We start from the raw sequence: 13,201 nt of genomic DNA, 5'->3' as shown, positions 1-13,201 counted from the left end.
GATCAGCAGTCCAGTAGATCGCGGGCTATGGCCTGCAGTTTACGGGTGAGCGGGCCTACCGACCAGTCGCGCTCGAGCAGCGCCCGTACCGGCCATACTCCGTAGAGGCTGTTGCAGAGGAAGACTTCGTCGGCACCCAGCAATTCGCCAAGCGCGATATCGCGCACCTCGCAGCGTATGCCGAGGGCATCGGCCTGCGCCAGCAGCTCCGCACGCATCACGCCGGCGACCCCGCAGCGCGACAAGTCAGGCGTCAGCAGCGCGCCGCCCTTGCAAATGAACAGGTTGCTGAACACCCCCTCGATCACCCGTCCGGCCCCATCCTGCATCAGGCCCTCGGCGTGCTCGGCATCCTGCCACTCGTCCCGCGCAAGCACCTGTTCCAGGCGATTGAGGTGCTTCAGGCCGGCCAGCAGTGGCTGCTCGGCCAGACGCGTCGCGCACGAGAACAGGCGTACACCCAGTTCGGCATGCTGGCTCGGGTAGACCGGCTTCGCACTGCCCAGCAGGATACGCCGCACTGAGGCCGGCTGCGGCGGTGCGTAGCCGCGAAGGCCATCGCCACGAGTGAGGATCAGCTTGGCCACGCCCTCGTCCAGCTGACGACTGAAGGCCAGCAGCTCCCCGCGCAGCACCGCCCCATCGAACGGCAGCCGCAGACGCGCGCAGCCATCGGCCAGGCGCGCCAGGTGGCGATCAAGCAATCTAGGCGTACCGCCGCTGACGGCGATGGTTTCGAACAAACCATCGCCGTAGGCCAGGCCGCGATCCCTTACGGAAAGCAGCTCGGCCGGGCGCCCGTCGACCCAGCTCAGCATCAACCGGCGAACCGGCGGAACACCAGCGAGCCGTTGGTACCACCGAAGCCGAAGGAGTTGGAAAGAACCACGTCGATGTCCATCGCCTTGGCCTGGTGCGGCACGAAGTCGAGGTCACAGCCCTCGTCCGGCTGATCCAGATTGATGGTCGGCGGTGCGACTTGGTCGCGCAGCGCCAGCACGCTGAAGATCGCCTCCACCGCCCCGGCTGCGCCGAGCAGGTGGCCGGTCATCGACTTGGTCGAGCTGACGGCCAGCTGGTGGGCGTGCTCGCCGAATACCGACTTGATCGCCGCCACCTCAGCCTTGTCGCCCGCCGAAGTCGAAGTGCCATGGGCGTTGATGTACTGCACCTGACTGCCATCGAGCCCGGCATCGCGCAGGGCGTTGGCCATGCAGCGCGCCGCGCCGGCGCCATCTTCCGGCGGCGAGGTCATATGGAAGGCATCGCCGCTCATGCCGAAGCCGATAAGCTCGGCGTAGATGGTCGCGCCCCGTGCCTTGGCATGCTCCAACTCTTCCAGTACCAGGGTGCCGGCGCCATCGGACAGGACGAAACCGTCACGATCCTTGTCCCAGGGACGGCTGGCCTTGGTCGGCTCGTCGTTGCGCGTCGACAGCGCGCGCGCCGCGGCGAAACCGCCGATACCCAGACCGCAGGCGGCCATCTCTGCGCCGCCTGCCACCATCACGTCGGCTTCGCCATAGGCGATGTTGCGCGCTGCCATGCCGATGCAGTGGGTACCGGTGGTGCATGCCGTGGCAATGGCGTAGTTGGGCCCCTGCAGACCCAGATGGATCGACAGAAAGCCGGAAATCATATTGATGATCGAACCGGGCACGAAGAACGGCGAAATCCGCCGCGGCCCCTGCTCATGCAGCGCCTTGCAGCTGTTCTCGATGTTGGTAAGACCGCCGATGCCGGAGCCGAGCGCGACGCCGATGCGCTCGCGGTTGGCATCGGTCACTTCCAGGCCGGAATCGCGCACCGCCTGAAAACTGGCCGCCAGGCCGTACTGAATGAATAGATCGAGCTTGCGAGCCTCTTTGGCCGACAGGTACTGCTCGACGTCAAAGCCTTTTACCGAGCCGCCGAAGCGGGTGGAATAGGCCGACAGGTCCATGTGCTCGATCAGGCCGATGCCACTGCGCCCGGCCAAAATGCCCTGCCAGCTGCTCGGCACATCGTTACCCAGCGGTGAGACCATGCCCATACCGGTAACCACGACGCGTCTACGCGACACAGCAATCTCCTCTTGTGCGGTTTTACAACGCCTGCGATGCGCTTAAAGAAAAGCCGCACGCCCGATGAAGGCGTGCGGCTTTTCCAAGTCGGGAATCGACGATTCGCTTATTGCGCGTGCGCAGTCACGTAATCGATAGCTTCCTGAACGGTGGTGATCTTCTCAGCTTGCTCGTCCGGGATCTCGGTCTCGAATTCCTCTTCGAGAGCCATCACCAGCTCAACGGTGTCAAGAGAGTCGGCACCCAGGTCTTCGACGAAGGAAGCGCTATTGGTGACTTCCTCTTCTTTGACGCCAAGTTGCTCGGCAACGATTTTCTTGACGCGTTCTTCGATGGTGCTCATACCTTGTTTTCACTCCTATTGGACAAATCCAGGCAGCTGGTCTGCGGCCAAGTGTATAGAAAGGGTTTTTAGCATTTCAAGCTGAATGCCGGGGTGCCCTCAGGAACACTTCAACGATCTGTCTATAAACCTGTTGCAGCTTCATATCGGATTCTAGACAGCGTCTATGACAGTTTTCCCAAGGAATCCGTCACATTCAGCTCATGTACATACCGCCGTTCACAGGGATAGTAGCTCCTGTGACGTAGGCTGCGCCATCGGAAGCGAGGAAAGCGACTACTTTTGCAATCTCCTCTGCCTGCCCCAGACGGCCCAGCGGAATCTGCGTCAACAGCGCATCGCGCTGAGCTTCCGGCAGTTCACGGGTCATGTCGGTATCGATGAAGCCCGGCGCCACCGCGTTCACAGTGATCGCCCGCGACCCGACTTCGCGAGCCAGCGCACGACCAAAACCTTCCAATCCGGCCTTGGCGGCGGCGTAGTTTACCTGCCCGGCGTTGCCCATGGCGCCAACCACCGATCCGATATTGATGATGCGCCCGAAGCGCGCCTTGGTCATGCCGCGCAGCACGGCCTTGGTGAGGCGGTACAGGCTGCTCAGGTTGGTGTTGATGACGTCGAACCACTCGTCATCTTTCATCCGCAGCATCAGATTATCGCGGGTGATGCCGGCATTATTGACCAGGATCAACGGCTGGCCGAGATGCTGCTGGATGTGCTCCAGGGTGCTCGCCACCGACTCGTCATTGCCGACATCCAGCACCAGACCTGCGCCCTCGATGCCGTTGGCTTTCAGGGTTTCGGCGATACGCTCGGCACCGGATGCCGAGGTCGCCGTGCCGATGACTACGGCACCTTGGCGCCCCAACTCCAGCGCAATCGCCTGGCCAATGCCGCGGCTTGCGCCGGTGACCAGGGCAACCTTACCTTGCAGGCTCATAAAACCTCTCCTCAATCAGGCCAACGCCGCACGGGTGGCGGCGAAGGCGTCCGGGGTATCCAGATTATGGGTATTGATGCCTTTGACGCAGCGCTTGTTCAGGCCCGACAACACCTTGCCCGGCCCGCACTCGACCAGATCGGTCACGCCCTGCCCAGCCAGGCAAACCATCGATTCGACCCAGCGCACCGGGCTATACAGTTGCGCCAGCAGATCACGCTTGAGCGCATCGAGATCCGCCACCGCCGTCGCACTGACATTCTGCACCAGCGGAATCTGCGGCGTTTGCCAGGCGATGGCCGACACGGCCTCGGCGAAACGCTCGGCAGCCGGGCGCATCAGTGCGCAATGCGAAGGCACGCTGACCGGCAGCGGCATGGCGCGCTTAGCGCCGCGCGCCTTGCAGGCCTCGACGGCCCGTGTCACGGCAGCCGCGGCACCGGCGATGACCACCTGCCCCGGAGCGTTGAAATTGACCGCGCTCACCACCTCACCCTGTGCGGCTTCCGCACAGGCCGCCAGCACGTCGGCGTCCTCCAGCCCCAGGATAGCAGCCATGCCGCCCTGCCCCGCGGGCACCGCCTGCTGCATCAACTGGCCACGATGTTCGACCAGCTTCACCGCGGCGGCAAAGTCGAGACTGCCGGCGGCCACCAGCGCCGAGTACTCACCCAGGCTGTGGCCCGCGACATATGCCGGACGCGCCCCCCCCTGCGCCTGCCACAGGCGCCAGAGCGCGATGGAGGCCGCGAGGATCGCCGGCTGAGTCTTGTCGGTCTGATTCAATTGCTCTTCCGGCCCCTGCTGGGTCAATGCCCACAGGTCGTAGCCGAGTGCATCGGAGGCCTCGGAAAAGGTGTCGATGATCAGCTTCTGCTGCGCACCATGCTCGGCCAGCATCGCCAGGGACTGGGAGCCCTGGCCAGGAAAGACAAATGCGAGGGATGCAGACATGTATAGGTTTCCCTAGTGATCTTAGCGTCGGTCAACGTCGCACCAAGACATAGCCAAGCGCAACAAACTGAAGGTTGGATGACAGGGCGCCAGCCCCGGTCACATCCTAGAGCAACAGGTCCTCGAGCCGCCCATGCAGGCGCTGCGGAAGATTCTCTTCGACCTCCGCCAAAGCCCGGCGGATTGCGCTTCTGAAGCCATCCTCACCGGCCGCGCCATGGCTCTTTACCACGATGCCCTGCAGCCCGAGAAAGCTCGCGCCGTTGTGCCGCGCAGGCGCCAGCTCCGCCCGCAGGCGCCGCAACAGCGGCAGCGCCAACGCGCCGACGAGGCGCGCACCGGCACCACTCCGGAATAACGCCTCGATGCGTGCGGAAATCATCGACGCCAGACCTTCACTGGACTTGAGCAGAATGTTGCCGACAAAACCGTCGCACACCACCACATCGGCCTCGCCACGATACAGGCCGTCGCCCTCGACAAAGCCACTGTAGTTCAAGCCCGACGCCTGCTGCAGCAGACTCGCGGCGAGCTTGACCTGCTGATTGCCCTTGATGTCTTCGGTTCCGACATTGAGCAGCGCGACGCGCGGCCTGGCGATCCCCATGGCCTCGGCAGCCACCGACCCCATCACTGCAAACTGATAGAGATGCTCGGCACTGCAGTCGACGTTCGCCCCCAGATCAAGCAGAAGGCAATGCCCCGCCCGGGTCGGAACCGCCGTCACCATGGCCGGGCGATCGATACCCGGCAGCGTCTTCAGCACGTAGCGTGACAACGCCATCAGCGCCCCTGTATTGCCGGCACTGACACAGGCCTGCGCTCGACCGTCACGGACCAACTCCAGGGCGATACGCATCGAGGCATCGGCCTTGCTGCGTAACGCCTGCGCCGGACGCTCATCCATGGCGATCACTTCACTGGCGTGCTCGACACGCAGGCGCGCGCGATCAACACCAGGGTTACGGGCGACCAGGTCTTCGATTAGGGGAGCTTGGCCGACTAGGACCAGGTGCAGCGAGGGGAACTCGGCCAGACAGGCGATGCTGGCTGGAACAATGCAGTGGGGACCGAAGTCCCCACCCATTGCGTCAATCGCGATGATCGAAGCGGACAAGGATTACTCGTCAGCGCCCTTGTCGATCACTTTGCGACCACGGTACACACCTTCCGGCGAGACGTGGTGACGCAGGTGTACTTCACCGGTGCTCTTCTCGACGGACAGAGCATTGCCTTCGAGAGCGTCGTGCGAACGACGCATGTCACGGGCGGAACGGGATTTTTTGTTCTGCTGAACAGCCATAACTAATTAACTCCTAAACGTTTGGGTCACGCTTTAACTGTGCCAATACACTGAACGGGTTGGACCGCGTTACCTCGTCCTCGCTCGACTCGGGCTCTTCGAGGCCGGCCGGCTGCTGGCAATCTTCAGGGTCATGAGCCGGAACGATAGGCAAGGCGAGCAACAGCTCATCCTCAACCAGCGCCAGCAGATCCAATGGCTCTTCACCCAACTCCAGCACGTCATAGCCTTTCGGCACAGACTGGGTATTCGCGCCTTCTTTCACCACAGCGTAATCACATGCGCTTTGGATCGGCAGTGCGACCAGCTCCAGACAACGCTGGCAAACCATCTTGACCTCAACCTCGAGCTCGCTGCGCATGACCACAGCATTGCGCTCGTCGCGCTCGAAGATAAACTTCGCGCGCACCATGCCTTGGTTATCGGCAAGCGGGTCGCAGAGTCGCAGCAAGCCAGCCAGCGGAACCGTTCCCTCGAGAGCGGTGCCACGATCAGCCAGTTTGCGCGGATCAACGTGAGGTGGAATCGGACCATTCGACATAGGCGCCGCATTCTAGGGATGCGCCCACCCCCTGTCAAAGGAAATTCGGCCTGTCCGGCACCCGGACCGACAGCTAGAATCGCCCTCCTTATATAAGGAGTCCATCATGCTGCCCTTGGTACTTGCTTCGAGCTCACCTTACCGCCGCGAGCTCCTGACCCGCCTGCGCCTGCCCTTCACTTGGAGCGCCCCGGCGATCGATGAAAGTCGCCTGCCCGGCGAAGACGCCAGCAGCCTGGTTCGACGCCTCGCCCAGGAAAAAGCCAGCGCCCTCAGCCCCTCCCATCCCAAGCATCTGATCATCGGCTCCGACCAGGTCGCCGTTCTTGGCCAGGACATTCTCGGCAAGCCCCACACATTCGAGCGTGCGCACGCCCAATTGCTCGCCGCAAGCGGAAACAGCGTCACCTTCCTCACCGGCCTGGCCCTGCTCAATAGCGAGACCGGCCACTGCCAGGTCGATTGCGTGCCGCTCACCGTGCACTTTCGCGCACTGAACGAAAGCCAGATCCGCCGCTACCTGGAAGCCGAGCAGCCCTACGACTGCGCCGGCAGCTTCAAGGCCGAAGGCCTGGGCATCAGCCTCTTCCGCAGCACCGAAGGATCCGATGCCAGCAGCCTGATCGGCCTGCCCCTGATCCGCCTGGTGGACATGCTGCACGACGCGGGCATCGACATCCCATAACCCAACAACGAAGAAGCCCGACCTAAGCCGGGCTTCTCAACGCGACAAGGAAAACTAGCGCAGGGCCGGCCCCTGGACCCCCATCCACAGCGCCGCCTGCCCGGCAACACCGGCGCCCAGCTGCTTCGCAAAGCGATCGAGAGGCGACTCCTGCACGGTGAAATCGACCAGCTTCTCCACCCCGACCACCTCCCGCGCCACGTAGCTGCTATTGCCCAAGGCATCGACGAGGCCCAGCTCCAGCGCCTGCTCCCCCGACCAGACCAACCCCGAGAACAGCTCAGGATGCTCGTCGACCTTGAGGCGTTCGCCACGCCCCTGCTTGACGCTGTCGATGAACTGGCGATGGGTGGTCTCGAGGACCTCCTGCCAGAAGCGCGCCTCCTCCTCCTTGGGCGGCTGGAACGGATCGAGAAACGTCTTGTGCTCGCCCGAGGCATAGACCCGACGATCGACCCCCAGCTTCTCCATCACCCCGACGAAACCGAAGCCCGCCGCAGTGACACCGATAGAGCCCACCAGACTGGCCTTGTCGGCGTAAATCTGATCCGCGGCACTGGCGATGTAGTAAGCGCCCGAGGCCCCGAGATCACTGATCACCGCGTACAGCTTGATCGCCGGATACTGGGCGCGCAGACGACGAATCTCGTCATAGATGTAACCCGACTGCACCGGACTGCCGCCCGGACTGTTGATCCGCAGAACCACGCCCCTGGTATTGGCATCCTCGAAGGCCGCACGCAGACTACCGACAATGTTGTCGGCACTGGCCACCTCCTTGTCGGAAATCATCCCTCGCACCTCGATGAGCGCGGTATGCGCACCACCCTTCGCGACACCCTTCTGCCAATCGAGCAGCGGCGCGAACAGGGCCAAGGCGACGAACAGATAGACAAAGGTCAACAGCTTGAAAAAGATCCCCCAACGCCTCGCCCGGCGCTGCTCCTGAACCCCCGCTAGAAGCGTCTTCTCCAGCAACTTCCAGCTCTTGGCATCACTCTCACCCACAGCCGACGCCTTCCATTCATCCGACATATTGACTCACCCCACCAATCAGTCCGGCTGCGCGACGTTCCAGCCAACTGCGCAACTCCATGAAATTCTCTATCGCCAGCTTTGGCCCATGCTCGCGCAGCACCGATAGCGGCTGCGCGCCATAACCCACCGCCACCGAATCAACACCCGCCCGGCGGGCCATTTGCAGATCGAAAGCCGAATCGCCAACCATCAGCGCTCGCTCCGGAGAGACCTCGCAATACGCCAGGATCTGCTCCAGCATCAGCGGCTCTGGCTTGCTCGCCGACTCATCCGCGCAGCGCGTCGCGTCGAAATAATTCAGCCAGCCACGCTGCGCGAGCACCCGCTGCAAGCCATTACGTCCCTTACCCGTCGCCACAGCCAGACGATAGCCCGCCACCCGGAATGCCTCCAGCGCCTCGGCCACACCAGGGAACAACGCCGAAGGCTCGGACTCCAGCAGCAGATACTGTTCACTGTAGCAACGCCGAAAGCGCTCGACGCGCACAGGCTCGTCTAGCTCCGGATACAACGAGCGAATCGCCTCAGGCAATCCCAAGCCGATGATGCCCTTGACCTGGACATCACTGCAGCGCCGCAACTCACAGGCATCGGCCGCCCGATGCATGGCCTCGACGATCCGCCCGATGGAATCCACCAGCGTGCCATCCCAATCAAAGACCAGCAGCTGGTAATCAGACACTCAAACGCTCCAGCGTGCGCGCCCACACCTCATCGACCGGTGCCTCGAGCCGCAGCTCACCGCCATCGGGCAGCGGCACCACCAGCGCATAGGCATGCAGAAACAGGCGCTTGCCGCCCAGCTCACGGATTTCGCGAGTGAACTGTTCATCGCCGTACTTGCTGTCACCGGCAATGCAATGCCCGGCATGCTTGCTGTGCACGCGAATCTGGTGAGTCCGCCCGGTCACCGGCTTGGCCTCGACCAAGGTCGCGAACTCGCCGAACCGGCGCAATACGCGAAACACGGTCAAAGCCTCCTTACCCTCGGCATCGACCTCGACCATGCGCTCACCCGAGCGCAGGTTGCTCTTTTGCAGCGGGGCATTGACCTGCTTCTTCGCCGTTGCCCAATAGCCCCGCACCAGCGCCATATAGCGCTTATCGACGCCGTCGCCGCGCAGCGCCTCATGCAGGTGGCGCAGCATGCTGCGCTTCTTGGCGATCATCAGCAGGCCTGAGGTGTCGCGATCGAGACGATGCACCAGCTCCAGATCCTTGGTATCAGGGCGCAGCTGACGGAACGCCTCGATCACCCCGTAATTCAGGCCGCTGCCACCATGCACCGCGATACCGGCCGGCTTGTTCAATACGATCAGCGCCTTGTCCTCGTAGACAATTGCCGCCTCGAGGCGCTCGAGCAAACCCTGCGCCAGGGGCTCAGGCTCATCCCGCTCAGCCAGGCGCAGCGGCGGCACGCGCACGATATCGCCTGCCTGCAGCTTGTATTCCGGCTTGATCCGCCCCTTGTTCACCCGCACCTCGCCCTTGCGCAAGATGCGGTAAATCAATGTCTTGGGCACACCCTTGAGCTGGGTGCGGAGGAAGTTATCGATACGTTGGCCGGCGAGTTCCGGTGCAACCTCGAGCAGCTGGACGCCGGAGGTTGGAGAGAGGGGAGTAGTCATCGCGCAATAATAACAATTTTTTATGGAATTGAAGCACTTAATCATTGCTGCTATAGTCGCGAACGCCGCCAAAAGCGGTCTGGTCTGCGGATGTTCGCCAAAACTGCCATCCCCACACCGACGCAACCCATTCAGGACGTAAGGCCGTCCGACGGGACTTTCGCCGCAAAGGCCGCGAATAACTCGGAAATAAAGCCTTAAGCCATGACGCGCGCGCCTCCCCTTTGGAGAGCCGCGGTAAATGCCAACCCGCTGCAGATTCTGCGAGCGGCACCCGATTTTCAGCGATACGTGTAGGGTGGAGATGTACAACTGTCGGACTGCGTAGCAAATAGCTTTACCAAGACGCTTCATCTCGTCCGCTACCGACAGCTGATTCCTCCTCCTGAGCAAGTGCTTTCTGTCACAACAGCAAGCAGGAGACGTCCGTCGCGGCCCAGCCCAACTGGCTGACTGCCGCTCGACAATGAAACGATTTACGACCGTTTCTGACGCGCCTGACACCGACCCTGAGAGTCGTGTGTGCCGAACGCCGTTTCCGCCAGCACCGGAAACCGACGGTACTACATGAAAAGAATGCTGATTAACGCGACTCAACCCGAAGAGTTGCGTGTTGCCCTAGTCGACGGCCAACGCCTGTACGATCTGGACATCGAGTCGGGCGCCCGCCAGCAGAAGAAGGCCAACATCTATAAGGGCCGCATCACCCGCGTCGAACCGAGCCTCGAGGCGGCGTTCGTCGACTTCGGCTCCGAGCGCCACGGCTTCCTCCCGCTCAAAGAAATCTCCCGCGAATACTTCAGCAAGGCCCCCGAAGGCCGCGTCAACATCAAGGACGTGCTCAAGGAAGGCCAGGAAGTCATCGTCCAGGTCGAGAAGGAAGAGCGCGGCAACAAGGGCGCCGCCCTGACCACTTTCATCAGCCTGGCCGGCCGCTACCTGGTGCTGATGCCGAACAACCCGCGCGCCGGCGGCATCTCCCGCCGCATCGAGGGCGAGGAGCGCAACGAACTGCGCGAGGCCCTCAACGGTCTGAACGCCCCGGGCGACATGGGCCTGATCGTGCGCACCGCCGGCCTCGGCCGCTCCAGCGAAGAAATGCAGTGGGACCTGGATTACCTGCTGCAACTGTGGAGCGCCATCAAGGAAGCCTCCCTGGATCGCGCCGCGCCCTTCCTGATCTACCAGGAAAGCAACGTGATCATCCGCGCCATCCGCGACTACCTGCGCCAGGACATCGGCGAAGTACTGGTCGACAGCGTCGAGGCCCAGGAAGAAGCCCTAACCTTCATCCGCCAGGTGATGCCGCAGTACGCCAGCAAGATCAAGCTGTACGAAGACAGCGTGCCGCTGTTCAACCGCTTCCAGATCGAAAGCCAGATCGAAACCGCCTTCCAGCGCGAAGTGAAACTGCCATCCGGCGGTGCCATCGTCATCGACCCGACCGAAGCCCTGGTGTCCATCGACATCAACTCGGCGCGCGCCACCAAGGGTAGCGACATCGAGGAAACGGCCCTGCAGACCAACCTCGAAGCGGCCGAAGAGATCGCCCGCCAGTTGCGCCTGCGCGACATCGGCGGCCTGATCGTCATCGACTTCATCGACATGACCCCGGCGAAGAACCAGCGCGCCGTGGAAGAGAAAGTCCGCGAGTGCCTGGAAGCCGACCGCGCCCGCGTCCAGGTCGGCCGCATCTCGCGCTTCGGCCTGCTGGAAATGTCCCGTCAGCGCCTGCGCCCGTCGCTCGGTGAAACCAGCGGCATCGTCTGCCCGCGCTGCGACGGCCAGGGCATCATCCGCGACGTCGAGTCGCTGTCGCTGGCCATCCTGCGCCTGATCGAAGAAGAAGCCCTGAAGGACCGCACCGCCGAGGTCCGCGCCCAGGTGCCGATCCCGGTCGCCGCCTTCCTGCTCAACGAAAAGCGCAACTCGATCACCAAGATCGAACTGCGCACCCGCGCGCGCATCGTGATCCTGCCGAACGATCACCTGGAAACCCCGCACTTCGAAGTGCAACGCCTGCGTGACGACAGCCCGGAAGCGCAAACCGCCCAGTCCAGCTACGAAATCGCCACGACCGAAGTGGAAGAGGAAAAGCAGGCTGCCGCCACCCGCACCCTGGTTCGCCAGGAAGCCGCTATCAAGGCCGCGCCGCCACGCACCGCTCCCGCACCGACACCTACGCAGGTCGAGGAAGAGCCGGTAGCCCAGCCGGCTGCCAGCGAGCCGAGCCTGTTCCGTGGCCTGGTCAAGTCCCTGGTCAGCCTGTTCGCCGGCAAGGAAGAGGAAAAGCCGGTCGTCATCGAGAAGAAGACCAGCGAGCGTCCGGCTCGCGGTGAAGAACGCCGCAGCGGCCGCCAGCAGAACCGCAGCCGCGGTGGTCGCCGCGATGAGGAGCGCAAGCCGCGCGAAGAGCGCAAGCCGCGTGAAGACCGCGCCCCTCGCGAAGAGCGTCAGCCCCGTGAAGACCGCGCTCAACGCGAAGAACGTGCCCCGCGTGAAGAGCGTGCGCCGCGCGAAGAGCGTCAGCCTCGCGAAGCCGTCGAGGTGCGCGAGCCGCAGGAAGTGCGTCAGTCGCGCCCGCCGCGCGAAGGCCAGGAAGGCCGCCGCGAACGCAAGCCGCGTGAAGAGCGCCAGCCGCGCGAACTGCGCGCACCGCTGGACGCGCCGGAAAGCGCCGGCAACGAAGAAGAGGCACGTGCCGAGCGTCCGCAGCGCGAACCGCGCCAGCCACGTCCGCCGCGTGAAGAGCGTCAGCCGCGCGCCGAACAGGCTGCGGCCGACGAAGAAGTACTGAATGCCGAGCCCCAGGCGACTGACGACGAGCAGGAAGGCAACGAAGGCGGCGAGCGTCCCCGTCGCCGCTCGCGCGGCCAGCGCCGCCGCAGTAATCGCCGCGAGCGTCAGCGCGATGCCAGCGGCAACCTGATCGAAGGCAACGACGAAGCAGGCGAAGACGGCGGCGAATCTGCAGCTGCTCCTAGCGCGGCGGCGGTCGTGGTAGCCGCCGCGGAAGTGGCCGGCGAAACCGCGAGCAACGAAGCGGCAGTCACCGAGCCAGTCGCCAGCGAAGCCCCGGCCGAGCAGGCAGCCAGTGCGGCGAGCGAGCCCGCAGCAGAGGCCGAGCCGGTGGTTGAAGCCGCTCCGGCTCCGAGCGAAGTGCCAGCTCCAGCCCCCACAGCCGAAGCCGCCGAAGCCGCCGAAGCCGCCGAAGCCGCGCCGAGTGTCAGCGAAGCGCAGCCCGAGGCCGTAGTCGAGACTGCTGCCGCCGAGCCGATCGCTGAGCCCGCACCGGCCCCGGAAGCGGCGACAGAAACTGCTCCGACCCCTAGCGCCAGCGGCCGTGCGCCGAACGACCCACGTGAAGTGCGTCGCCGCCAGCGCGAAGCCGAGCGCCTGGCCCGCGAAGCCGCCGAGGCCGCTGCCGCTGCCCCGCAGGCCGAGTCCGGCACCACCGAAAGCGCGGCGCAAGCCGATGCCGAAGCGGTCGAGACTAAGGTAGAGGCGGTCGAACAGGCCCCGGTCGAGGCAGCAGAAGCCGCCCCCGAGCAAGCCGAGGCTCAGCCTGAAGAAAAGGCCGAGGAAGACGACAAGCAGCAGGCGAAACCACACGCCTGAGGCGATTCGGCGACATGAAAAAGGGGATGCTTCGGCATCCCCTTTTTCTTTGTGGCTTTACTGCAGGCCCCGGCTAAGCGCGTACCGC

13 protein-coding genes are annotated in these 13,201 nt (G+C 63.7%); 2 read left to right on the top strand and 11 right to left on the bottom strand.

Translation table 11 applies throughout. From position 1 onward, the window contains the following. Positions 1–2 precede the first annotated feature (2 nt). The 8 genes from pabC to LPB260_RS28035 all read right to left on the bottom strand — a co-directional run bounded on the left by pabC (position 3) and on the right by LPB260_RS28035 (position 6,144). On the bottom strand, positions 3–818 hold the full coding sequence (pabC, locus tag LPB260_RS28070) for an aminodeoxychorismate lyase (RefSeq protein ID WP_208709312.1): 816 nt from the start codon (positions 816–818) through the stop codon (positions 3–5). Further along, complete coding sequence (gene fabF, locus LPB260_RS28065; RefSeq protein WP_208709310.1) at positions 818–2,062, bottom strand: beta-ketoacyl-ACP synthase II; 1,245 nt, start codon at positions 2,060–2,062, stop codon at positions 818–820. The genes pabC and fabF overlap by 1 nt, the downstream gene beginning before the upstream one ends. A gap of 107 nt (positions 2,063–2,169) precedes the next feature. Continuing rightward, positions 2,170–2,406 carry an acyl carrier protein gene (gene acpP / locus LPB260_RS28060; RefSeq protein WP_003245177.1) on the bottom strand — a complete coding sequence of 79 codons (237 nt, stop codon included), beginning with the start codon at positions 2,404–2,406 and terminating at the stop codon, positions 2,170–2,172. A gap of 196 nt (positions 2,407–2,602) precedes the next feature. Then, complete coding sequence (gene fabG / locus LPB260_RS28055; protein WP_208709308.1) at positions 2,603–3,346, bottom strand: 3-oxoacyl-ACP reductase FabG; 744 nt, start codon at positions 3,344–3,346, stop codon at positions 2,603–2,605. Between the two features lie 15 nt (positions 3,347–3,361). Beyond that, positions 3,362–4,300 carry an ACP S-malonyltransferase gene (gene fabD / locus LPB260_RS28050; RefSeq protein WP_208709306.1) on the bottom strand — a complete coding sequence of 313 codons (939 nt, stop codon included), beginning with the start codon at positions 4,298–4,300 and terminating at the stop codon, positions 3,362–3,364. A gap of 106 nt (positions 4,301–4,406) precedes the next feature. Beyond that, on the bottom strand, positions 4,407–5,417 hold the full coding sequence (plsX, locus tag LPB260_RS28045; protein WP_208709304.1) for a phosphate acyltransferase PlsX: 1,011 nt from the start codon (positions 5,415–5,417) through the stop codon (positions 4,407–4,409). 3 nt (positions 5,418–5,420) lie between these two features. Then, positions 5,421–5,603 (bottom strand): 50S ribosomal protein L32, encoded by a 183-nt coding sequence (rpmF, locus tag LPB260_RS28040; RefSeq protein WP_025167420.1) that lies wholly within the window; start codon positions 5,601–5,603, stop codon positions 5,421–5,423. 13 nt (positions 5,604–5,616) lie between these two features. Further along, entirely contained in the window at positions 5,617–6,144 is a 528-nt protein-coding gene (locus tag LPB260_RS28035; RefSeq protein WP_208709302.1) for a YceD family protein, read from the bottom strand. Between the two features lie 106 nt (positions 6,145–6,250). On the opposite strand from LPB260_RS28035, the gene LPB260_RS28030 reads away from it, so the two are divergent. Then, positions 6,251–6,829 carry a nucleoside triphosphate pyrophosphatase gene (locus LPB260_RS28030; RefSeq protein ID WP_208709300.1) on the top strand — a complete coding sequence of 193 codons (579 nt, stop codon included), beginning with the start codon at positions 6,251–6,253 and terminating at the stop codon, positions 6,827–6,829. Between the two features lie 54 nt (positions 6,830–6,883). Here LPB260_RS28030 and sppA read toward each other — a convergent pair whose 3' ends face one another. The 3 genes from sppA to rluC are packed head-to-tail and all read right to left on the bottom strand — an operon-like array spanning position 6,884 to position 9,495. Then, entirely contained in the window at positions 6,884–7,864 is a 981-nt protein-coding gene (gene sppA / locus LPB260_RS28025; protein WP_208709298.1) for a signal peptide peptidase SppA, read from the bottom strand. Then, positions 7,854–8,549, bottom strand: a complete 696-nt coding sequence (locus LPB260_RS28020; RefSeq protein WP_208709296.1) for an HAD-IA family hydrolase — start codon at positions 8,547–8,549, stop codon at positions 7,854–7,856. The genes sppA and LPB260_RS28020 overlap by 11 nt, the downstream gene beginning before the upstream one ends. Continuing rightward, positions 8,542–9,495, bottom strand: a complete 954-nt coding sequence (rluC, locus tag LPB260_RS28015) for a 23S rRNA pseudouridine(955/2504/2580) synthase RluC (RefSeq protein ID WP_208710206.1) — start codon at positions 9,493–9,495, stop codon at positions 8,542–8,544. The genes LPB260_RS28020 and rluC overlap by 8 nt, the downstream gene beginning before the upstream one ends. A 567-nt stretch (positions 9,496–10,062) precedes the next feature. On the opposite strand from rluC, the gene rne reads away from it, so the two are divergent. Next, positions 10,063–13,113 (top strand): ribonuclease E, encoded by a 3,051-nt coding sequence (gene rne, locus LPB260_RS28010; protein WP_208709294.1) that lies wholly within the window; start codon positions 10,063–10,065, stop codon positions 13,111–13,113. Positions 13,114–13,201: the final 88 nt, after the last annotated feature.

The sequence above is a fragment of the Pseudomonas sp. LPB0260 genome (assembly GCF_013388395.1).
Note: the sequence above shows the minus strand (reverse complement) of the source record. Positions and strands in the feature narration are given on the sequence as shown.

Coding starts and splice junctions, on each gene's coding strand:
- sppA (WP_208709298.1), bottom strand. CDS start 7,864: ATGTCGGATGAATGGAAGGCGTCGGCTGTGGGTGAGAGTGATGCCAAG.
- LPB260_RS28035 (WP_208709302.1), bottom strand. CDS start 6,144: ATGTCGAATGGTCCGATTCCACCTCACGTTGATCCGCGCAAACTGGCT.
- rpmF (WP_025167420.1), bottom strand. CDS start 5,603: ATGGCTGTTCAGCAGAACAAAAAATCCCGTTCCGCCCGTGACATGCGT.
- rne (WP_208709294.1), top strand. CDS start 10,063: ATGAAAAGAATGCTGATTAACGCGACTCAACCCGAAGAGTTGCGTGTT.
- LPB260_RS28030 (WP_208709300.1), top strand. CDS start 6,251: ATGCTGCCCTTGGTACTTGCTTCGAGCTCACCTTACCGCCGCGAGCTC.
- rluC (WP_208710206.1), bottom strand. CDS start 9,495: ATGACTACTCCCCTCTCTCCAACCTCCGGCGTCCAGCTGCTCGAGGTT.
- pabC (WP_208709312.1), bottom strand. CDS start 818: ATGCTGAGCTGGGTCGACGGGCGCCCGGCCGAGCTGCTTTCCGTAAGG.
- acpP (WP_003245177.1), bottom strand. CDS start 2,406: ATGAGCACCATCGAAGAACGCGTCAAGAAAATCGTTGCCGAGCAACTT.
- fabG (WP_208709308.1), bottom strand. CDS start 3,346: ATGAGCCTGCAAGGTAAGGTTGCCCTGGTCACCGGCGCAAGCCGCGGC.
- fabD (WP_208709306.1), bottom strand. CDS start 4,300: ATGTCTGCATCCCTCGCATTTGTCTTTCCTGGCCAGGGCTCCCAGTCC.